This is a genomic window from Williamsia sp. Y844 (assembly GCF_056786475.1).
In genome coordinates, this window is record NZ_JBXCJB010000004.1 from 255,670 (window position 1) to 274,754 (window position 19,085).

The 19,085-nt window shown below is 63.7% G+C and carries 21 protein-coding genes; 11 read left to right on the plus strand and 10 right to left on the minus strand.

The window, feature by feature from the left end; all coding sequences use genetic code 11:
* Positions 1-92: 92 nt before the first annotated feature.
* From AC1TQG_RS22300 to AC1TQG_RS22310, 3 genes are all read right to left on the minus strand, one after another.
* A complete protein-coding gene (locus tag AC1TQG_RS22300) occupies positions 93-746 on the minus strand; it encodes an isochorismatase family protein (RefSeq protein WP_482140343.1) in 654 nt (217 codons plus the stop codon).
* Complete coding sequence (rutA, locus tag AC1TQG_RS22305) at positions 743-1,828, minus strand: pyrimidine utilization protein A (RefSeq protein ID WP_482140345.1); 1,086 nt, start codon at positions 1,826-1,828, stop codon at positions 743-745. Before rutA ends, AC1TQG_RS22300 begins: the two co-directional genes overlap by 4 nt.
* 291 nt (positions 1,829-2,119) lie before the next feature.
* On the minus strand, positions 2,120-3,640 hold the full coding sequence (locus tag AC1TQG_RS22310; protein ID WP_482140347.1) for an MDR family MFS transporter: 1,521 nt from the start codon (positions 3,638-3,640) through the stop codon (positions 2,120-2,122).
* A gap of 47 nt (positions 3,641-3,687) precedes the next feature.
* Between AC1TQG_RS22310 and AC1TQG_RS22315 the strand changes: the two genes are divergently transcribed.
* Entirely contained in the window at positions 3,688-4,323 is a 636-nt protein-coding gene (locus tag AC1TQG_RS22315) for a TetR family transcriptional regulator (protein ID WP_482140349.1), read from the plus strand.
* Between the two features lie 98 nt (positions 4,324-4,421).
* Here AC1TQG_RS22315 and AC1TQG_RS22320 read toward each other — a convergent pair whose 3' ends face one another.
* The 5 genes from AC1TQG_RS22320 to AC1TQG_RS22340 all read right to left on the minus strand — a co-directional run bounded on the left by AC1TQG_RS22320 (position 4,422) and on the right by AC1TQG_RS22340 (position 9,404).
* Positions 4,422-5,753, minus strand: coding sequence for an MFS transporter (locus tag AC1TQG_RS22320; RefSeq protein ID WP_482140351.1), 1,332 nt, complete (start codon positions 5,751-5,753; stop codon positions 4,422-4,424).
* 58 nt (positions 5,754-5,811) lie between these two features.
* On the minus strand, positions 5,812-7,242 hold the full coding sequence (locus AC1TQG_RS22325; RefSeq protein WP_482140353.1) for an FAD-dependent oxidoreductase: 1,431 nt from the start codon (positions 7,240-7,242) through the stop codon (positions 5,812-5,814).
* A complete protein-coding gene (locus tag AC1TQG_RS22330; protein WP_482140355.1) occupies positions 7,239-8,024 on the minus strand; it encodes an SDR family NAD(P)-dependent oxidoreductase in 786 nt (261 codons plus the stop codon). The genes AC1TQG_RS22325 and AC1TQG_RS22330 overlap by 4 nt, the downstream gene beginning before the upstream one ends.
* Complete coding sequence (locus AC1TQG_RS22335) at positions 8,017-8,862, minus strand: SDR family NAD(P)-dependent oxidoreductase (protein ID WP_482140356.1); 846 nt, start codon at positions 8,860-8,862, stop codon at positions 8,017-8,019. Before AC1TQG_RS22335 ends, AC1TQG_RS22330 begins: the two co-directional genes overlap by 8 nt.
* Positions 8,863-8,936: 74 nt before the next feature.
* Positions 8,937-9,404 (minus strand): nuclear transport factor 2 family protein, encoded by a 468-nt coding sequence (locus AC1TQG_RS22340; RefSeq protein ID WP_482140358.1) that lies wholly within the window; start codon positions 9,402-9,404, stop codon positions 8,937-8,939.
* Positions 9,405-9,534: 130 nt separating this feature from the next.
* Here AC1TQG_RS22340 and AC1TQG_RS22345 point away from each other — a divergent pair, with 130 nt between their 5' ends.
* A complete protein-coding gene (locus tag AC1TQG_RS22345; protein ID WP_482140360.1) occupies positions 9,535-10,263 on the plus strand; it encodes an IclR family transcriptional regulator in 729 nt (242 codons plus the stop codon).
* Between the two features lie 32 nt (positions 10,264-10,295).
* Here the strand turns inward: AC1TQG_RS22345 and AC1TQG_RS22350 are convergent, their stop codons facing one another.
* Entirely contained in the window at positions 10,296-11,480 is a 1,185-nt protein-coding gene (locus AC1TQG_RS22350) for a homogentisate 1,2-dioxygenase domain-containing protein (RefSeq protein ID WP_482140361.1), read from the minus strand.
* A gap of 106 nt (positions 11,481-11,586) precedes the next feature.
* On the opposite strand from AC1TQG_RS22350, the gene AC1TQG_RS22355 reads away from it, so the two are divergent.
* The 9 genes from AC1TQG_RS22355 (at position 11,587) to AC1TQG_RS22395 (ending at position 18,279) form a co-directional block, all read left to right on the plus strand.
* Positions 11,587-12,474 (plus strand): hypothetical protein, encoded by an 888-nt coding sequence (locus AC1TQG_RS22355; protein WP_482140363.1) that lies wholly within the window; start codon positions 11,587-11,589, stop codon positions 12,472-12,474.
* Positions 12,471-13,706, plus strand: a complete 1,236-nt coding sequence (gene fahA, locus AC1TQG_RS22360) for a fumarylacetoacetase (protein ID WP_482140365.1) — start codon at positions 12,471-12,473, stop codon at positions 13,704-13,706. The genes AC1TQG_RS22355 and fahA overlap by 4 nt, the downstream gene beginning before the upstream one ends.
* 32 nt (positions 13,707-13,738) lie before the next feature.
* Positions 13,739-14,422 (plus strand): IclR family transcriptional regulator, encoded by a 684-nt coding sequence (locus AC1TQG_RS22365; RefSeq protein ID WP_482140366.1) that lies wholly within the window; start codon positions 13,739-13,741, stop codon positions 14,420-14,422.
* Positions 14,423-14,458: 36 nt separating this feature from the next.
* Entirely contained in the window at positions 14,459-15,307 is an 849-nt protein-coding gene (locus AC1TQG_RS22370; protein ID WP_482140368.1) for an SDR family oxidoreductase, read from the plus strand.
* 46 nt (positions 15,308-15,353) lie between these two features.
* On the plus strand, positions 15,354-15,788 hold the full coding sequence (locus tag AC1TQG_RS22375; protein WP_482140370.1) for an SRPBCC family protein: 435 nt from the start codon (positions 15,354-15,356) through the stop codon (positions 15,786-15,788).
* Positions 15,789-15,794: 6 nt separating this feature from the next.
* Complete coding sequence (locus AC1TQG_RS22380) at positions 15,795-16,304, plus strand: CinA family protein (protein WP_482140371.1); 510 nt, start codon at positions 15,795-15,797, stop codon at positions 16,302-16,304.
* Between the two features lie 31 nt (positions 16,305-16,335).
* Positions 16,336-17,181, plus strand: a complete 846-nt coding sequence (nadE, locus tag AC1TQG_RS22385) for an ammonia-dependent NAD(+) synthetase (protein ID WP_482140373.1) — start codon at positions 16,336-16,338, stop codon at positions 17,179-17,181.
* A 101-nt stretch (positions 17,182-17,282) separates the two neighbouring features.
* Positions 17,283-17,774: an STAS domain-containing protein gene (locus AC1TQG_RS22390; protein ID WP_482140375.1), complete on the plus strand. Its 492-nt coding sequence runs from the start codon at positions 17,283-17,285 to the stop codon at positions 17,772-17,774.
* Between the two features lie 25 nt (positions 17,775-17,799).
* Positions 17,800-18,279, plus strand: a complete 480-nt coding sequence (locus tag AC1TQG_RS22395) for a hypothetical protein (protein WP_482141422.1) — start codon at positions 17,800-17,802, stop codon at positions 18,277-18,279.
* 2 nt (positions 18,280-18,281) lie between these two features.
* Here AC1TQG_RS22395 and fabG read toward each other — a convergent pair whose 3' ends face one another.
* Positions 18,282-19,010, minus strand: a complete 729-nt coding sequence (gene fabG / locus AC1TQG_RS22400; protein ID WP_482140377.1) for a 3-oxoacyl-ACP reductase FabG — start codon at positions 19,008-19,010, stop codon at positions 18,282-18,284.
* Positions 19,011-19,085: the final 75 nt, after the last annotated feature.

Here is a 19,085-nt window from a genome sequence, read left to right on the forward strand (position 1 = left end):
CCGGCGCGTCCACCAGCAACACCTGAGCAGTCCCGGTTGCCGTGATCCCACCGAGCCAAGCTTTGCCGACACATACGCTCTGGGTTCTTCTGTCACAAGCTGATCCGAGCTATCGCCGACAGATAGTCTTCGGCACGCCGTAGCGACCACACCTCGCCCATCTTCGCCCCGATGTCGAAGAGGTTGGCCTCATGGATGGCCGGTACCCGGTCACCTGCCGCATCGGCCACCACGATCGGCACGAACCCGTACTGCATGGTGTCCAAGGTGGAGGCGCGCACGCATCCGCTGGTCGAGAATCCGGCGATGAGCACCGTATCGACCTTCAACGAGGTCAGGTATGCCGCCAACGGCGTGCCGAAGTAGGCGCTCGGGTACTGCTTGGTCAGGCGAAGCTCGTCGGCGGCCGGTTCGAGACCTTCGACGAACTCACCGAAGGGGTTCTGAGGGGTGAAGGCTTTCAGAGACGGCACCTTACGGCCGAACACTCCGGCGTCTGCGAGGTCCGGCCGCAGAACCACCTCGGTCACGACCACCGGGATCCGGGCGGCGCGTGCCGCGGCCAGTAGAGAACGCATCGCGTCGACGACGGCTGTTGCGGGTTCGCCGATGAACAGGCCGCAGTCCGGATCGACGTAGGCGCGCGCCGGGTCGACGATCAGCAGCGCCGGGCGGGTCCCGGGCTCCAGATGGCCATCGAAACCGCCTGTCGCGTAACTGTCTTCGTGGTCATCCTGCCAACTCACGACGCGACGCCGACAACGTCCTTGCGGCACTGCAGCAGCGGCTGGATCCTGCTTCCGAAGTTCTCGACACCTGCGACGAAATCGTCAAAAACCAGCATGATGCCCTTGACTCCGTTGATCGCGGCAACCTCATCGAGCATCTTCGCGCAGGTCTCGAACGATCCGACAATCGTCCCCATGTTGAGATTCACGGCGCCCTCGGGCAGCGAGATCGTTTTGGCCGTCGAACCTTCGCCTGCGGTCTTGTCGGTCTCGGTCTGTTCGACCATGAAGCTCAGTGCATCGGCGTCGGCGTTCGCGTTGTAGTCATCCCACTTCGCCTGCGCTGCCTCATCCGTCTCATCGGCAATCACCATGAACAGTGCCAGCGCCCCCACATCGCGGCCCGATTCCGCCGCCGCCGCAACCATTGCGGAAACGGTGGGCTCGAACGCAGTCGGAGTGTTGACGCCGGAGCCGAGTACGAAGTTGTAATCGGCATGCTCGGCGGCGAATTTCATGCCGCGTGCGGACTGCCCGGCGGCAACGATCGGCACCGTCCCACCCGCCGGTCGCGGCGAGAGTCGACAATCTTCCATCTGATAGAACTCACCGACGTGATTGCTGACGCCGGTGTCCTGTAGCTCCCGGATGACCTGCACATATTCGGTGGCGCGGTCGTAGCGGTTGCCGAAGTGCTCATCACCCGGCCACAGACCCATCTGGGTGTACTCGGCCGGAGCCCAACCCGAGACGATGTTGATCCCGAAGCGTCCCGGGGCAATCGAATCGATGGTCGATGCCATCCGCGCAACCAGCGCGGGTGGCAGGGCCAGGATGCCGGTCGACGCGTAGAGCTTGATCTTCTCGGTGACGGCGGCCAGGCCTGCCATCAGGGTGAACGATTCGAGATTGTGGTCCCAGAACTCGGTCTTGCCACCGAATCCCCGGAACTTGATCATCGACAGGGCGAAGTCGAACCCGGCCGCCTCGGCCTTCTGCACGATCTCCTTGTTCAGTTCGAAACTCGGTTTGTACTGCGGTGCAGCCTCACTGATGAGCCAGCCGTTGTTGCCGATGGGGATGAAGACGCCAAAGTCCATGCGAGCAAGGCTGCACTTGCCGTGTTTCATGCACATTGCGACACCGGATCGGCGTTGAAACGATTCCTTCGCAACGTCGTTCCAACGGTGCCGTGGCAGCGCATCTCGATCTGTACGACCGCACGAGCATCTAGTGCCCCGAGTCAAAAGTTCTTTTGCAGTCTCCGTCGTTCGATCGGCGCCTGGCGGCGTTGTCGTCGGTCGGTATAGCTCCGCTATGCCTTCCACCTCCGCCTTGCCAGCCACCCATCGCCCCACCGGAGACAAGCAAGAAACTTTCGACTCGCGACACTAGGTTGCGGTGACCCCGGCACCGACCGGCTTGTCGTTCGATCGCACCAGCGTTGCCGCGAGAACGAGGACAACCGAGATGACGCCACCGACGACGAAGGCGAGGTGTGTTCCGTCGGAGTTCGCGATGATCGCGGAGTTGCCGTCGTCCGTAGACGCCGTGATTCCCCGTGTCATCAAGGTGATGAACAGGGCGGTACCTGCCGCACCGGCAACCTGCTGGATCGTGCTGATCGTTGCACTGCCGTGTGAATACAACTCGCGTGGCAGCGAACCCAGCGCGGACGTCATCAACGGCGTGAGGGCGAATGCGATGCCGGCACTCAAGATCACATGCGCGATGATGACCGTGTAGAGCTCGGAATCGGCGTCGAGCGTGGCGAGCAGCCACGTGCCGACGCTCATGGCGATCGTGCCGGGCAGCACCAATGGCCTTGCACCCCAACGATCGAAGAGCGCGCCCACACCTGGCCCCAGCAGTCCCATCACCAAGCCACCCGGCAGCAGGACCAATCCTGTTGTCAGGACGCTCTTGTCGAGGACGTTCTGCAAGTACAGCGGCAGCAGGATCAGTGCACCGAACAGCGTGAGCATCAGCCCACCCATCAGCAACGCCGCGAGCCTGAACTGCGCGATCTTGAAGGTCCGCAGATCCAGCAGAGCCCGGCCGCGTTCGACAAGCTTCATCTGTCGGACCACGAAGAGTCCCAGTGAGGCGACGCCGATCACCAGCGGAATCCATGGCGGCACGGGAGTGTGGCCTGCCGACGACTCACCGATACTGCTGAGCCCGTACACGATTCCGCCGAAGCCCAGGGCAGAGAGCGGGATCGAGATGACGTCGAGGTGCGACGGCTGCCGCTCGGCGACGTCGCGCACGAGGATGCCGCCCAAGATCAGCACAACGGCCGCCACCGGCAACACGATCCAGAACATCGCACGCCAGCTGAGCGATTCGAGGATCAGACCGGACACGGTGGGCCCGATGGCCGGGGCCACCGAGATCACGACGGAGACCAGTCCCATCATGCGACCGCGTGAATGCTCTGGCACGACATTGAGGATGGTGGTCATCAGTAGCGGGATCATCAATGCGGTACCGACGGCCTGGATCACCCGGGCAACCATCAAGACCTCGAAGCCGGGCGCCACCGCGGCGATAAGCGTTCCCAGCGTAAACGACGACATCGCCGCGACGTACACCCAGCGGATGCTGAACCGCTGCAGGATGAAACCCGTGGTGGGGATCAGGATCGCCATCGTCAACAGGAAGCCGCTTGTCAGCCATTGCGCGGTGGCCGCGGTGATGTCGAGATCCTTCATCAGCGTCGGCAACGCGACACCCAGGATGGTCTCATTGAGGATCACCACAAATGCCGCGACAAGAAGCAACGAGATCAGAAGAACACTGCCGGCCGGACTTTCGTCACGCCTATCGGCTCTGACGCCGACATTCACACTCTCGGTCACGATCACATCCACTCGGGTAGCCGCTGAAGAACTTTCGCAGCATATATCCATGTGTCAGTGACTGCCACTTTGGCATCGGGTGACATAGAGTTGAGGTCATGTCAACCTCTTTTCCGGGCGCAACGCTCGATCTCCGGACCCGGCGCCGCAACGAGACGCGGATCGAGATTCAAAAGGCAGCGCTCGATCTGTTCGAGCGGCACGGCTTCGACGAGACGACGGTGGACGAAATCGCTCGCGTTGCCGGCATCTCGTCCCGAACCTATTTTCGATACTTCGCGACCAAAGAGGATTGCATCCTCGGTGACATCCACGGTTTCGATGTCGCCCTCCAGACCTGTATCGAGGCGGCCAAAGCCACAGACGAATCGCTGTCCACCTTGTCGCTGGCCGACATCGAAGAGGCATTCCGCGGTGCCATCACAGGCTTTCGGCACGAGCAGAGCGAAGTCGCCGCGACGTCCCTGCGCATTCGGAAGCTGGTCTGCGCAAACCCGACGCTGAGCAAGGTCTGTATCGGCCGCTGCGCGGAGAACACACAACGCTGGTTGTCGCTGCTGGACCAGCAATGCCCGGCGACAACACGTTCGCGCATCCGGATGATCCTCGAGATCGCACAGCTGTCCGTGCAGTGTGCGTTCGACGAGTGGGTGAACGCCTGCGACCCGGACCTGCCCGACGCCGATCTGCTGACGATCTACGACACCGTCTGCATGCGGGTACGTAATCTCTGAGGTCACCCGCAGGCACGCGGACAGCACAAACCACAAACGACCGGCCGCACGCGGGTCACGCGTACGGCCGGTCGATTCGTTCGATGCGGGTTGTTACCTCAGTTGGATTTCACCACAACCGAATCCGCGTCATCAGAGACCTTTGTGGAGTCGTCTGATTTGACCCAGATCAGCATGACCACCGCGATGGCCATACACACCGCGGGGAACAACAGTCCGAAGGTGACGTCGTCGGCCTTGGAAGTCTTGCCGATGATGAACGGACCGAAGAACCCGCCTGCGGCCGCGATGCAGTTGATCACTGCCAGACCGACCGCCGTCTGCGCCCGCGGCAGAGCCTCGCTGGCCAGGGCCCAGAACGGGCCGAGGTAACCGAAGACACCGACGGCGAGCAGAACCAGACCGAACATCGCCACGTTGGCGTGGTCACGGGTGGCCATGGTGATGACCAGTCCGGCGACCGCGACGACCAGCGTCCCCATCACGACGACCTTGCGATTTCCCATCAGATCGGAATACCGAGCGATGAGGAGCATCGCAATCGCACCGAAGATGTACGGGATCGAGCCGTAGACACCGATGTTCGTGGACGAGTAATCCGGGTTCAGCTGCTTGACGATCTGCGGCAGGAAGAACGTCATCCCGTACAGGCCAACGGCATACAGCAGGTTGATGACCGCGAGGTAGAGAACCTTCGGGTTCTTGATCACCGTGAGATCGATGTGCGCCGTCTCGTCGTCCTCGGCGTTGTAGTCCTTACTGATCTCATCCTCGAGCCACTTCGCCTCGTCCTTGTTCAGCCATTTGGCCTTGCTCGGTCGATCGGCGAGATAGAACAGGACCCAGATTCCGATCAGTACCGGCGGAAGGCCCTGCAGGATGAAGATCCATCGCCAGGACGAGAGCCCGAACCACTCCACGTGGTCGAGAATCCACCCGGCGGTCAGTGAGCCGATGATCAGGGCGACCGGCTGCGCCAACGACATCCGGGCGATACCGCGGCCGCGGTCCTGATTACGGAACCAGAAGGTCAAGTACAGCAGCAGCCCGGGGAAGAGACCGGCTTCGGCGATGCCGAGCACGATGCGCGCGATGTACAGCTGAGCCGTGTTCTGCACGAACCCGGTGGCCATGGTGACGATGCCCCACGAGATGGCGATGCGCGCCAGCCAGATTCGCGCACCCACCTTCTTCATGACGATGTTGCTGGGGATCTCCAGGACCACGTAGGCGACGAAGAAGATCGCCGCGACGGTGCCGTAGGTCGCCAGGCTGATGCCCAGGTCCTCCGACATCGACAGCTGCGCGTAGCTGATGTTCGACCGGTCCATGTAATTGAACATGTAGAGAAGGAACGTGATCGGCAGAATCGATCGCGACACCTTGGACAGAACCGCGGATTGGTCGACCGCGGAGGTGTTGATACTCATGACGTCTCCTTGTAATGGCGCCTGGTGGAATTCGGTTGCGGCAGTGACTGGCTGGTTTTCATCGAGCCGCCGATGCCGCGGATTGGCCGGCGAGCCGGCCCATGGTCAGAGCATTGGCGACGGCATTGCCGCCACCGACGTAGCGATTGCCGAGGATTCCTCCACCGGCTTCGCCCGCTGCGAACAGGCCTTCGATCGGGTTGCCCTTGGTGTCGAGAACGGCAGCCCTGACATCGATCTCCAGACCCGCGTGGGTACACACCAATTCGGCGGGCACGATTCGGGTGGCGTAGTACGGCGCCTGCGCGATCGGAGTGACTCCACCCGTGACGCCCTTGGCCGCCAGCGACCGATCGCGTTCGAAGTCGACGTCGGTCCCGTTCGGGAGCTGGTCGTTCCATCGAGAGACTGTGGCCTGCAACGCTTCCGCCGGAACATTGACCTTGGTGGCCAGTTCGGCCAGGGTTTGCGCAGCCAGAACCGAACCCGCGCGGACATGGTCCTCGACGAGCTCCGGTGTCCAGTCGATGTAACCGGGCGGAAGTGCACGCCGGGCAGCTTCATCGAAGACCATCCACACCGGCAGCCCATAGCGATCGATCTGGGTGTCGATCAGGCCACCGGACACGGCGTAGGAGGCATCTTCGTCCATGAACCGATGTCCCGCACCGTTGATGTGCAGGCGCGACCGCGGCGGGAATCCCGCCTGCCAATGGTGATAGCCGACGAACTCGGCGGTCGGCAGCAACAGGCCCCAGCCGTCACCGGCAATCGACGCCGACACCTGTTCGGCGTATCCGATGTGATCGCCGCGGGAACCGGGAGCAGCGACGACGAACAAGGAGTCACCGGCCCGGTTGGCGTGCGGGAACCAGCGATCGACGAGCGCCTTGTTCTGCGACAACCCACCGGATGCGACAACCACGGCGCCTGCATCGAGTTCGACACCGTCGACGACGACGCCGGTCACCCGGCCATCGGCAGAGCGGAGCTGCTCGACGCGGGTGTGCATGACGGCGTCGATCTTGTGGGCCTTGCGTGCCTTGTCGAGAACTTGCACCAAGCCGTAGCCCTGGTCCTTGGGGACGTGCGCACGCCACACGTCTTCGACGCCCGCACGGGTCAGGCCCGGAGTGTGGGCGTTGCCCGAGATCTGGGCGGGCACCTCGACACCTAGATGCAGCATCCACTCGAGCGTGGGTCCGGCGAGTTCGCAAAAGCGCCGCACCAGACCAGGTTTGAGGAGCCACTGGTTCAGGTCCATGTAGTGCTGGAAGAACCGTTCAACAGTGTCTTCGATGCCGAGCTCTTTCTGGACGCTGGTCTGTGCGGCCGTGAACATCCCGGCCGACAGCTGCGTGGATCCACCGAGCTCACCCTCGGACTCGAAGAGGATCACCGATGCGCCACGTTCGGCAGCGGACACCGCGGCCGCGAGACCGGCACCGCCGCCTCCGATCACCACGACGTCGTAGTCGCGTTCACTCATGACAGCTCTCCGTCCATCTCTTCGAGAATCCGGTGATACGTCCCGTTGGAGACCAGTCCACCGTCGACCGTCATCTCGGATCCGGTCATGTACGACGACCCCTCGCCGAGGAGGAATTGCACAACACTCGTGATCTCCGACGGCTGCGCCATCCGGCCGGCGGGCACACTGGCCACCGCGCTTGTCACAAATGAATCGGCACCGGCCAGCAAGGGTGTCTCCACCAGTCCGGGATGAACCGAGTTGACGCGGATACCCCATGCTGCCAGCTCGCCTGCGGCGGACTTGGTCAGGCCGCGAAGACCCCACTTCGAGGTGGAGTACGACGGTGAGAAGTAGCCGATCTGTCCTGAGATGGACGAGATGTTGATGATCGAGCCGCCTCCGGAATCACGCATCAGCGGTGCCGCGGCCTGAATCCCGTAGAACGGGCCGTCGAGGTTGATCGCCATCACCGATCGCCAGGTCGACGCCGTGGTGTCCATGAACCGTCGGCGCCGGGAGATCCCGGCGTTGTTCACCAGGCCGTGAAGGGCGCCACACGATGTCGTGATCTCGCTGATCACCTGGGCCCAACTGGCGGGATCGGTGACGTCGAGGCGATGGCCGGTGGCCGATCCCCCGGCAGCGACGATCTCTTCCACGATCGGGGCGGTGTCCGCGATGTCGCCGACCGCCACGTGCCAGCCATCGGCGGCCAGCGTCCGGGCATGGCCCGCGCCCATCCCACCGGCAGCACCGGTGATCAGGACGACCTTGCGGACATCGTCGGGGTCAGACATGGCGGGATCCGCCGTCGACGGCCAGGATGTGACCGGTCACGTACCGGGCGCTGTCCGAGAGCAGGAACAGCATCGGGCCGACAACCTCTTCCGGCGATGCGATGCGGTGCAGCGGGATGATGTCCAGTGTCTTGGCCAGAGCCGGTGCGTCGTCCTGGACCCACCGGGTCATCTCGGTGTCGATGAAGCCGGGGGCGATCGCGTTGACGCGGATACCGAGGTCACCGAACTCGACGGCCAGGCACTCGGTCAGGTGAGCGACTGCGGCCTTGGCGGAGCAGTAGGCGGCGCGGCCACGGCGGACCCGAACCGCGGCGACCGATGCCATGTTGACGATCGCACCACCGGGAGCCATCACCGCTGCAGCGGCCTGCGCGCCGTAGAGGACGCCCTCGACGTTGATCGACAGCGAAGCCTGCATCTGCGACGGCGGGATCTCGGCGGCCGGGGCCTCGGGGAAGATGCCGGCGTTGTTGATCCACAGATCGACGGCGCCGAACTCCTCGACGGCGCGCTGGGCCAGCGCCCGCTGCGCTTCCGGATCGCGGACGTCCACCGACGCCGCCACGACGCGTCCGGCGTTCTCGACATCGGCGACCTCGGCGTTGAGGTCGTCGGCCGTGCGAGCCATCTGCTCGCCGTTGATGTCGGCGCCGACCACGTTGACCCCGCGCCGGACCAGTGCTGCGGCGAAGCGGGCGCCCATGCCCTGTGCCGCACCGGTCACCACGGCGACCTTGCCTGCCAGATCCGGATGGCTGACAACCATCGGCGTTGCTTGCACCCGCCCGGGATGTCCGTTCTCGGAATTGTTGGCATCAGAAGTGGTCGAAGTCATCGGGTCTTCTCTCTCTTACGGATTGGAACGACAAACATGTTTTCGGGGACGTCGCATGACGCGTCCGGAGGCGACTAGTCGTCGCGGAACACCTGGCGGTGCTCCACCAGCCACTGGCCGGACGAGGCCCGGACCAGTTGGTCGACGGTGGTCGTCAACCGCACCAGCGAGCTCTCTTGGCCCTTCGGCGTGGCCACGATCTGCAGGTATGTGTGGCCAACGACGTGATCGGCATCGACACCGGGTGTGACGTCGACGTTGGTGATCACATGCCGGCTGACCACACCGCCGGCACGGCCTTGCTCGGCAAAACGGCGAGCAAACGCCTCCAGCTGCGCGCGGCCCTGCACCGGAGCCGGGTACGACGGCGACTCGAAGACGCCGTCCGCGGTGAAGGTCGACGCCCAGGCACTCGCCGCACCGGTGTCGATCAGGCGGGCCTGACGTGCGTAAGCGCGGACCACCTGCGGATATACGGCGTCAAGGTCGCCTTCAGAGCTCGACTCGCTCAGGGTGCCATCTGCAGCAGTGTGCGCGGACATTGGCCAACTCTCGATTCGGTGTGCGATAATCGCACGCAGTGATCTATAACCGAACGCGAGGTTATTCAGGTCACATTGCATACGTCAAGTCTGGTGGCGCGCAGCGTTAGGGAAAGGTCGGTACGAACACATGACGACAACGGATTCGAAACCTGAAGATCAGGTGGTGACCGGCGATGCCAAACTCGACGCCGGGATGTCGAAAACGCTGCATGCGGGCCTGAGCGCACTGGCAGCGGTCTGCGCATCGGCAGACGGGCTGACCGTCACGCAGGTGGCCGAGACCATCGGGGTGCATCGCACCGTCGCCCATCGCATGATGCGCACGCTCGAAGCGCACCGACTGGTTCGGCGCGACGATTCATCGAAGAGATTCTTTCCCGGGGCGGGGCTGGTACCACTCGCCGAACCGGTGGAACGAGACCTGAGGGCACTGGCCGTGCCGGTTTTACAGGAACTCGCAGATGCGACTGGTGCCACCGCGCACCTGGCCATGCAGGAAGGACCCGATCACGTGCGGGCCATCTTTGTCGTCGAGCCGCGCCATGCGCCGATGCACATCGCCTTTCGGGCCGGGCATCTGAGCCCCATCGACCGCGGATCCGCGGGATTGGCGCTACTGGCGGCCGGTCCCCCTCGCAGCGACGAACGGCCTGATGTCACCAGTGCCCGCGAGCGTGGATACGCGGTGAGTTTCTCCGAGGTGATCTCCTCGGTGCACGGTGTCTCCGCCATCGTGCGGGCACGCCGAAGGACCCCGATGAGTATCGGGGTTTCGGTCTTCGAGTCGACTGCGGCCGACCGGGCCGCGCCCGCGGTACTCGCCGGCGCCGCCGAACTCGGGCGCGCGTTGAGCTGAAGCTCGCACGCGCCGGTCCGGCGGCATCACGATCACAGCGAGCGGCCGGCCCAGCTCCACGCATAGGTGTCGTCCTCGACGGCCAGTCCGCCCTCGCCCAGATCGAGCGGGGCGAAGGTGTCGACCATGACGGCCAGCTCCTCGAAAACCTCCGCGCCCAGCGAGGCCTCGGTCGCCGAGGGCTGCGGTCCGTGGGCATGCCCGCCCGGATGCAGCGAGATCGAGCCCAGACCGATGTTCGTACCCTTACGTGCCTCATAGTCTCCGGCGACGTAGAACATCACCTCATCGGAGTCGACATTCGAGTGGTAGTAGGGCACCGGAATCGCCAACGGGTGGTAGTCGACCTTGCGCGGCACGAAGTTACACACCACGAAGTTGTGGGCCTCGAAGACCTGGTGGACCGGCGGCGGCTGGTGAACCCGGCCGGTGATCGGTTCGAAGTCCTCGATGTTGAACGTGTACGGGTAAAGACAGCCGTCCCAGCCGACCACATCGAAGGGGTGCGTGTCGTAAGTCATGACAGTGCCCAGGATTTCGCCTCCGGCACGGTGTTTCACGAACACCTCCACGTCGCTGCCCTCGACCAGGAGCGGCTCACACGGGACCACGAAATCGCGTTCACAGAACGGCGCATGCTCGAGGAACTGGCCGTATTTCGACAGGTAACGCGCGGGTGGGGTGATGTGCGAGTTCGCCTCGACCGCATACAGGGCCGACGACTCCGCAGGCAGCCACCGGTGCGTCGTCGCACGCGGCACGATGACGTAATCCCCTGCGCGGTACGGCAGCTTACCGAAGACCGTCTCGAGGACACCGGTTCCGCGCTCGACGTAGACGCATTCGTCGCCGATCGAATTGCGGTAGTAGACAGACGGTTCGGTGCCGGTGACGACATAGGCGATCCGCACGTCACTGTTACCAAGGATCAACCGACGGTCGGTGACCGCATCAGCGGTGTTGCCCGCTGCGAACAATGCGTGCAGCTGCAGGTGCCGGGGCTTGAGTGGATGATTGGGGGTCAGACGCTGATCGGTCCACTCCCACACCTTCGAGTCGACGATCGCGGCTGGAACGCCGCGGTGGTACAGCAGAGAAGAATCGGACGAGAAGCCTTCCTCACCCATCAACTCTTCTCGATACAGAGTCCCATCGGGCTGGCGGTGCTGAGTGTGGCGTTTGCGGGGCATGTCGCCCACTGCCTGATAGAAGGCCACGATCGACTCCTTCTTTTGGTTGGTCCGAACACGTCATGAGCTGGAGAGTGTTCGAATATCGGATACCAGTGTTCGCTATTTGGGGATGTGCGATACGGTACAAGCCATGTCAACATCCAGCACAGCTACCCCTGGTTCGACCCACGGTGTGCCCGCGGAGTGGGCAGGACTCATCGATGACGCGGCGATCTTCCCGCCGGGCAACAGTCCACTCCCCGATGCGGTGACCGCGTTTCACGTGCGCCGTCGCGAACAGTGGTATGCGCCATTGGTTTCGAGCTTCGTCGTCTCCGGAGCCGCCGTCGGGGACATCGATTCGCCCACGGAACTGCCGGTGTCACTGGTCGTCGGTGGTGGACCCGATGCCCTCCACAAGGCGCTTTCCACCGCGCGGACGGTGAATGTTTCCGTTGTTGCGGTCGAGGTTGCCCTCCGCGACCCGGACGACCTGTCCGGCGGCGTCCGACGAGTTGCCGCCGTGCGTGACATCGCACAGGCTGATGGCCTGCTGACCTCCGGCACTCCGGTCTACGTCGAAATGCCACAGTCCGATGCCACCGACGGATGGCTGGACGCGGTGAGTGTGGCAGGTGAACGCGGGTTGCTGCTCAAGTTCCGAACCGGTGGCGTAACTGCCGACTTGTTCCCCTCACCACAGACACTTGCTTCATGGATCGTCGCCGCGTGCAGTCGCGGAGTCGCTTTCAAATGCACTGCAGGACTGCACAATGCGGTGCGGCACACCGCCGATGACGGTTTCGTCCATCACGGATTCCTAAACGTCATGCTGGCGACGGACGCTGCCGCCGAAGGCGCGGACATCGAACAGATCACTGCCCTGCTCGCCGAAGAGAACTCGGCAGAGTTGGCCAAGCGCGTCGAGTCCATCGATGTCCCGGCCGTACGACGCCGGTTCGTGTCACACGGAAGCTGCAGTGTGATCGAGCCTTTGGAAGATCTCCTCACTCTCGAACTGTTGGAAGGACCACAATGAGCAACACCATCACCTGGGTCGACGGAGCCGCCGGTTCACTGTTCGATGTCGACAACCTGCCCTACGGAATCTTCGATCGCACCGCGAACCCGGGAACACGCCGGGTTGGTGTCCGCATCGGTGACCACGTACTCGATCTCGCACCGTTGGCCGCTGACGCGGGTCTCGATGTCGCAGCGGCATTCGAGGCAGGCACGCTCAATTCGTTCATGTCACTGGGCAAGGGCTCCTGGGATGCGGTGCGGGTGTGGCTGATCGAACTGCTGACGAACCCCGCACATCGCGAGGTGGTCGTCCCGCATCTGGTCCCGCTGGCCGATGTGACCATGTATATGCCGTTCGAGGTGGGCGACTACGTCGACTTCTACGCCTCGGCAGATCACGCATCGAACGTGGGCAAGATCTTCCGTCCCGACCAGGCCCCGTTGCTCCCCAACTGGAAGCACCTGCCGGTCGGTTACCACGGCCGGGCCGGAACCGTGGTTCCCTCCGGCACAGACATCCTGCGCCCCAAGGGACAACGGAAGCCCGCCGACGCGACCGAGCCCGTATTCGGCCCGAGTGCACGCCTCGACATCGAGGCCGAACTCGGATTCGTGGTGGGGACCGGCACCGACCTCGGCGATCCGGTCACCACCGCGGAGTTCGCCGAGCACACGTTCGGCGTCGTCGGCCTCAACGACTGGTCGGCACGTGACATCCAGGCGTGGGAATACGTTCCGCTCGGCCCGTTCCTCGGAAAGTCCTTTGCCACCAGCATCTCTCACTGGGTCACGCCGCTGGCTGCACTATCAGCGGCATGGTGCGAACTGCCCGGACAAGACGGTTCCGAAGGCAATCCGAAGGTGCTCGACTACCTGGCGGTCGACGGGCCCGCCGGCCTGGACATCGACGTCGAGGTCGTCGTGAACGGCCACGTCGTCACCATGCCCACCTATCGGTCGATGTACTGGGGCGCTGCGCAGATGCTTGCCCACATGACCGTCAACGGTGCGTCGATCCGCCCGGGCGACCTGTGGGGATCAGGCACCATCTCCGGCGCCGAACCCGGCCAACGCGGTTCGTTCCTCGAGCTCAGTTGGGGATGGCGCAACCCGTTTGCTGTCGGCGACGACGAACGCCTCGCACTCGAAGACGGCGATACCGTGACGTTGCGGTACACCGCTGAAGGAACACTCGGTGGCCGTATCGCACTCGGTGAAGTGACCGGCCGGATCATCGATGAGCGCTGACCGCGTACGCGGCGTGGCTTAAGCTGCACCGCATGCCCGCCGAAACCGCCCAGACCCTCGACCGTGGTTTGCGGGCACTTCGCACGCTCGCCGCGCATCCCGGCGGGTTGACCATGTCGGCCCTGGCGGCGGAACTGGGAATCAATCGCACCATCGTGCACCGCCTGATCAGCACGCTCGAGCAACACGCTCTGGTGCAACGACGTGCCGATGGTCGGCTCAGCGTCGGGCTGGGCGCGCTGTCCCTGGCGACCGCGGTGAAACCGGTGTTGCGCGATGCCGCAACAACGGTTCTCCGTGAACTCGCAGAGGACCTGGGTTGCACGACGCACCTCACCATCGCCGATGGCGGCGATGCCCTGGCACTGGTTGTCGTCGAACCCACGTGGACGGACCTGCATGTCGGGTACCGGATCGGAGCCCGCCACCCCCTCACACAGGGGGCGGCAGGCAAGGCGATCCTGCTCGGCAGGAGCGCGTCCACCGAGGCCTATGTCGTCACCAGCGGTGAATTGCAGTCGGGTGCGCTGGGTCTGGCAGCGCCGGTCCTGGGCGTCGAAGGCCTGGAGGCCAGCGTCGGCATCATCACGGTCCGAGAAATCGATGCGGACCAGGCGGGCCCTCGTGTCACCGCCGCCGCAGCGGCACTGGCCAGGAGACTGACCGGGGCCCGGGAAGAGCCGACTGCCGCGACCGCGGAGACCATGCGCCGCTGATGTTTTAGCCATCGTTCGCGGGGTATTCCGCAGCCTATGAGCGAGCATCCACGCCAGACCATTCCATATCCCGGTAGCACCGGCGATATGAAGGACAAGCCACATGATGAAATGGCGTCCTATGTCGGTCGCGGCCTCCTGGAGGGCAAGAAGGCGCTGATCACCGGCGGCGACTCCGGTATCGGCCGGGCGGTGGCGATCGCCTTCGCCAAAGAGGGCGCCGACGTCGCCATCGCCTACCTCTCGGAAACAGAAGACGCCGAATACACGCGGACCAAGGTCCGGGAGGCCGGCCGCAGTTGTCACCTCTTTCCCGGCGACCTCGCCGCCCCCGGGCATTGCACAGATGTGGTCGACCGCGCGGCCGCCGAACTCGGAACCCTCGACATCGTTGTCAACAACGTCGCCTTTCAAGCGGTTGTCGACGACTTCGCCGAGCTCACGCCGGAGCAATGGCAGCGCACGTTCGACGTCAACATCCACAGCTTCTTCCATGTGACGAGGGCGGCACTGCCGTACCTCGATCCGGGATCCTCCATCATCAACACCGGTTCCATCAACGGACTGCGCGGCAACAAGACGCTGATCGACTACTCCGCAACCAAGGGCGCTGTCATCGCCCTCACCTACTCGCTGGCACAGAGCCTGCTCGCGCGCGGGATCCGGGTGAACTGTGTTTCTCCGGGACCGGTGTGGACTCCCCTGATACCGGCAACGATGCCCGCTGACAAAGTCGAAGATTTCGGCAAGCAGACACCGTACGGCCGCGCCGCGCAACCAGACGAAATCGCACCGTCCTATGTGTTCTTCGCGTCGGAGACCATGTCGTCCTACTACAGCGGCGAAGTACTGGCGCCAATCGGCGGCGAAACCCTGCCCGGCTGAAAATCCCTGCTCCGGAACGACTTACATAGAAAGAAGGACCACACCCATGATTCAGGTCGAACGCACGACATCCGCAACACCAGCGCAGGTCTGGTCGATATTGTCGAATGGCTGGTTGTACAGCTCGTGGGTGGTCGGCACCTCGCGGATCCGCAATGTTGATCCGCAGTGGCCGCAGGCCGGTTCGACGATTGCGCACTCGGTGGGATTGTGGCCGGCCCTGATCGACGACAAGACGGAATCGGTGGAGTCGTCCGCCGGCCTCCTCGTATTGAACGCACGCGCATTGCCGATCGGTTCGGCCGAAGTGCGGATTCACGTGGAGAAAGACGGCGACGGGTCCCGGATCACGATGGACGAGACCGTCAACTCCGGACCCCTTCAGATGATTCCGGACAGCATCCAACGACTCGCGGTCGCTCCGCGGCTCGAGGAATGTCTGCACCGTCTGACGATGCTCGCCGAAAACGGCGCCTCCTGATCTGCCATGTCAGTCAATCCGAACGACAGACAGGACTCCGACGACAGGGTGCGCGCCCTGGCCGAGGAACTCGCAGGTCTGGTATCTCGCCACGGGTTGAAGATCGCGACCGCCGAATCGCTCACGGCAGGCAACATCGCGGCGACTCTGGGTCAGGCACCCTCGGCGGGTGACTGGTACCTCGGTGGCATCGTGGCCTACCACAAACGGGTGAAGCACTCGCTGCTCAAAGTTCCTCCCGGTCCTGTGGTGAGCAAAACCTCGGCCATCACCATGGCCGAGACCACCGCGAACCTGATGAGAGCCGACCTGGCCCTGTCGGTCACCGGCGAGGCCGGACCCGAGACACAGGAAGACGTGGCTCCGGGCACCGTCTGGTTCGGCATCGCCGAACCGGGCCTGACCACCGCAACTCAGGAGATCTTCGACGGCTCGCCACCCGAGATCCTCGCCGCCGTGGTCGAGCGTTCCCTCGAGCTGCTGCTGCGGCACGCCTATTCGGTTGCCGCCATCTGAACTGCGCGTCGCCGGGAGATGAGGAGAGAGTGTGAGCGGACTGGCCGAAAGAATTCGCACCGAGCTGCACGTATCCCCGCACATCGATGCGGCAACTGAAATCGACCGTCGAGTCGATTTTCTCGTCGAATACGCTGGTGCGGCGGGTAGTGCCGGGTTCATCCTCGGCATCAGTGGCGGGCAGGACAGCACACTCGCCGGTCGACTGAGTCAACTCGCCGTCGACAGGTTGGCATCCGCCGGTCACAAAGCGGAGTTCGTCGGGGTCCGGTTGCCCTACGGGCGCCAGGCCGACGAGTCCGACGTGGACCTGGCACTGGACTTCATCAAGCCGTCTCGGACGGTGGCCCTGAACATCGCCGACAGCACCGACGCCGCCGCGACGGCCGCGGCGCGTGCGCTCGGACTCGAACGCCTGACCGATTTCGTCCGGGGCAACATCAAGGCCCGCGAGCGCATGGTCGCCCAATACGCGATAGCCGGCGAGCTCGGACTGCTGGTGGTCGGAACCGATCACGCTGCTGAAGCCGTCACCGGATTCTTCACGAAATACGGCGACGGCGGAAGTGATATCAATCCACTCGCCGGTCTCACCAAAAGCCAAGGAGCGCAGCTCCTTCAAGAGCTCGGCGCACCGGAGCGGACGTGGGAGAAGATCCCGACCGCGGACCTCGAGGACGACCGCCCGGCTCTCGCCGATGAAGAGGCCCTCGGTGTCACGTACGCAGACATCGACCGCTACTTGCAGGGTCAGCACGTGTCGGAAGAGGCCGCTTCGGTCATCGAGTCCGCGTACCTGCGCACGCGACACAAAAGGCATCTCGCGGTCACCCCATACGACGAGTGGTGGCGCGGCCAGGGTTGCGAACCGGTGTGATGACTGCCACGATGTAGGAAGGTTAAGGACTAGCCACGTATCGCGTAGGCAGTCTTTCGGTCTGCCTGCGCTCCCATCCATGGCGAGGGGCAATGTTGTCCATGTATAACCACACCACATTCGCGACCACCCCGGAAACGGCGTCCGAACCCCTGACGATCTCGTCATCGCGACAGGGGAACATCACCGTTCTGGCTGTGTGCGGAGACATCGACCTGTTGACGATCGACCTTGTCCGACAGGCCCTCGAGGGCGCCTTCCGCGAGCGAACAACCAACCTTCTCGTCGATCTGACCCAGACCACATTCCTGGCGTCAGCAGGATTGAAGGCCCTCGAGCAGGCCCGGGAGCGCGCGGAGACAGCCGGGGCGATGTTCGCGGTGGTGACAGCGCGGCCCTCGACATCCCGCCCGATCATTGCCCTGCAGCTCGAACAGGTACTCGATCTACATGCCACCGTGGACGAGGTGGTGGAGTTGTGGAGTCGACCGGACGTCCGTTGGCCCGAGCCGAGCCCCCTCGACTCGTGGTGGGTCGAGGTGATGTCCCATGAGACGCAGAACCGTCAGTCTCGCCTCACCGATCACCGGTGATCGTCGACCGCACGTCACAGGATTGATGTCAGAGGGTGCGGGGTACTCGGCAGCGGTGTCCGAAGCCAGTGGAAATCCCTCGCCGATCCACCAACGCCCGGAAGATGTCGACGACGCCACCATCGCCGCTGTCGGGAAAGTCTCCGAGGCGTTGGAATTCCTCGAGCGCGCCCGTGGGCATCTGTACTCGTTCCACCAGTTGATGGGTCACACCGACCTGTTACTCGGCGACGCCGTCGACGATCTGCGCGCAGCCGGACACGGTGAGATCGCGGACCGGCTCGGCAAAGACCTGGTCGGCCGAAATGTCATCGAGGGACAGTGGACATTCCAGATCGTCGAAGACTTCGACGACACCTACTGGTCAGTGTTCCGTGAACACGAACGCCGCGTCCGGGAAGAGCTGCAGGCGGGGCGTCGCCATGTCTACGAGGCCGAGATGAAGGAACGCCGCCGAACCCACGGCCTGCGGCACCACGAAGCGAGCCCCGGCGCCTCTGACTGAACTCAGATGTGGCGTCCGCCGGTCACTTCCGCCACTGTTCCAGTCATATAAGACGACATCGATGAGGCGTAGAACAGTGCCACCGAGGCGATCTCGTCCGGTTCACCGGCTCGTCCCATCGGGATCTCTGTCATCTTCGAATCCCATGCTTTCTGCGGCATGGCCTCGGTCATGGCGGTGCGGATGAGTCCGGGCGCAATGACGTTGATTCGAACACCAAGGTGGGCAACCTCTTTGGCGGCCGCCTTGCTCAGACCCACGATCCCGGCTTTGGCTGCCGAATAGTTCGTCTGTCCGAGCATCCCGACCTTGCCCGAGATCGACGACATGTTGATGATCGAGCCGCCGCCGTTTTCCCGCATGATGCCAGAGGCGAGTCGGGTGCCGATCCAGCAACCCTTGAGATGGACGTCGATCACGTCGTCGAACTGCTGCTCGGTCATCTTGCGCATGGTGGCGTCGCGGGTGATGCCTGCGTTGTTGACCATCACATCCAGAGAACCGAAGGTATCGGTTGCGGCCGCGAGCAGGGCCGCTACATCATCGGCGGACGTCACGTTGGCGCGCACGCCGATCGCGTCGGCCGACAGTGAGGCGGCGGCTTCCTTGGCCTTGCCCTCGTCGAGATCGCCGATCACGATCCGGGCGCCGTTGTCGGCGAAGATGCGAGCGATGGCCAGCCCTATCCCCTGGGCTCCTCCGGTGACGACGGCGGTTTTGTTGGCGAGCATGATGTCCTTTCGGTGTTGAACTGTTGTGCCTGACGATGCGGCGCTACTGCGCCGACTCGGGGTGATTCCCAGCGA

What these genes read in the sequence shown, in the direction of transcription:
- AC1TQG_RS22395 (WP_482141422.1), top strand. Translation starts at nt 17,800, where the DNA reads ATGTCAGAGGGTGCGGGGTACTCGGCAGCGGTGTCCGAAGCCAGTGGA.
- AC1TQG_RS22325 (WP_482140353.1), bottom strand. Translation starts at nt 7,242, where the DNA reads ATGAGTGAACGCGACTACGACGTCGTGGTGATCGGAGGCGGCGGTGCC.
- AC1TQG_RS22345 (WP_482140360.1), top strand. Translation starts at nt 9,535, where the DNA reads ATGACGACAACGGATTCGAAACCTGAAGATCAGGTGGTGACCGGCGAT.
- AC1TQG_RS22390 (WP_482140375.1), top strand. Translation starts at nt 17,283, where the DNA reads ATGTATAACCACACCACATTCGCGACCACCCCGGAAACGGCGTCCGAA.
- fahA (WP_482140365.1), top strand. Translation starts at nt 12,471, where the DNA reads ATGAGCAACACCATCACCTGGGTCGACGGAGCCGCCGGTTCACTGTTC.
- AC1TQG_RS22340 (WP_482140358.1), bottom strand. Translation starts at nt 9,404, where the DNA reads ATGTCCGCGCACACTGCTGCAGATGGCACCCTGAGCGAGTCGAGCTCT.
- AC1TQG_RS22370 (WP_482140368.1), top strand. Translation starts at nt 14,459, where the DNA reads ATGAGCGAGCATCCACGCCAGACCATTCCATATCCCGGTAGCACCGGC.
- AC1TQG_RS22375 (WP_482140370.1), top strand. Translation starts at nt 15,354, where the DNA reads ATGATTCAGGTCGAACGCACGACATCCGCAACACCAGCGCAGGTCTGG.
- AC1TQG_RS22320 (WP_482140351.1), bottom strand. Translation starts at nt 5,753, where the DNA reads ATGAGTATCAACACCTCCGCGGTCGACCAATCCGCGGTTCTGTCCAAG.
- AC1TQG_RS22365 (WP_482140366.1), top strand. Translation starts at nt 13,739, where the DNA reads ATGCCCGCCGAAACCGCCCAGACCCTCGACCGTGGTTTGCGGGCACTT.
- AC1TQG_RS22335 (WP_482140356.1), bottom strand. Translation starts at nt 8,862, where the DNA reads ATGACTTCGACCACTTCTGATGCCAACAATTCCGAGAACGGACATCCC.
- fabG (WP_482140377.1), bottom strand. Translation starts at nt 19,010, where the DNA reads ATGCTCGCCAACAAAACCGCCGTCGTCACCGGAGGAGCCCAGGGGATA.
- AC1TQG_RS22315 (WP_482140349.1), top strand. Translation starts at nt 3,688, where the DNA reads ATGTCAACCTCTTTTCCGGGCGCAACGCTCGATCTCCGGACCCGGCGC.
- AC1TQG_RS22330 (WP_482140355.1), bottom strand. Translation starts at nt 8,024, where the DNA reads ATGTCTGACCCCGACGATGTCCGCAAGGTCGTCCTGATCACCGGTGCT.
- AC1TQG_RS22355 (WP_482140363.1), top strand. Translation starts at nt 11,587, where the DNA reads ATGTCAACATCCAGCACAGCTACCCCTGGTTCGACCCACGGTGTGCCC.
- AC1TQG_RS22310 (WP_482140347.1), bottom strand. Translation starts at nt 3,640, where the DNA reads ATGGATATATGCTGCGAAAGTTCTTCAGCGGCTACCCGAGTGGATGTG.
- AC1TQG_RS22380 (WP_482140371.1), top strand. Translation starts at nt 15,795, where the DNA reads ATGTCAGTCAATCCGAACGACAGACAGGACTCCGACGACAGGGTGCGC.
- rutA (WP_482140345.1), bottom strand. Translation starts at nt 1,828, where the DNA reads ATGGACTTTGGCGTCTTCATCCCCATCGGCAACAACGGCTGGCTCATC.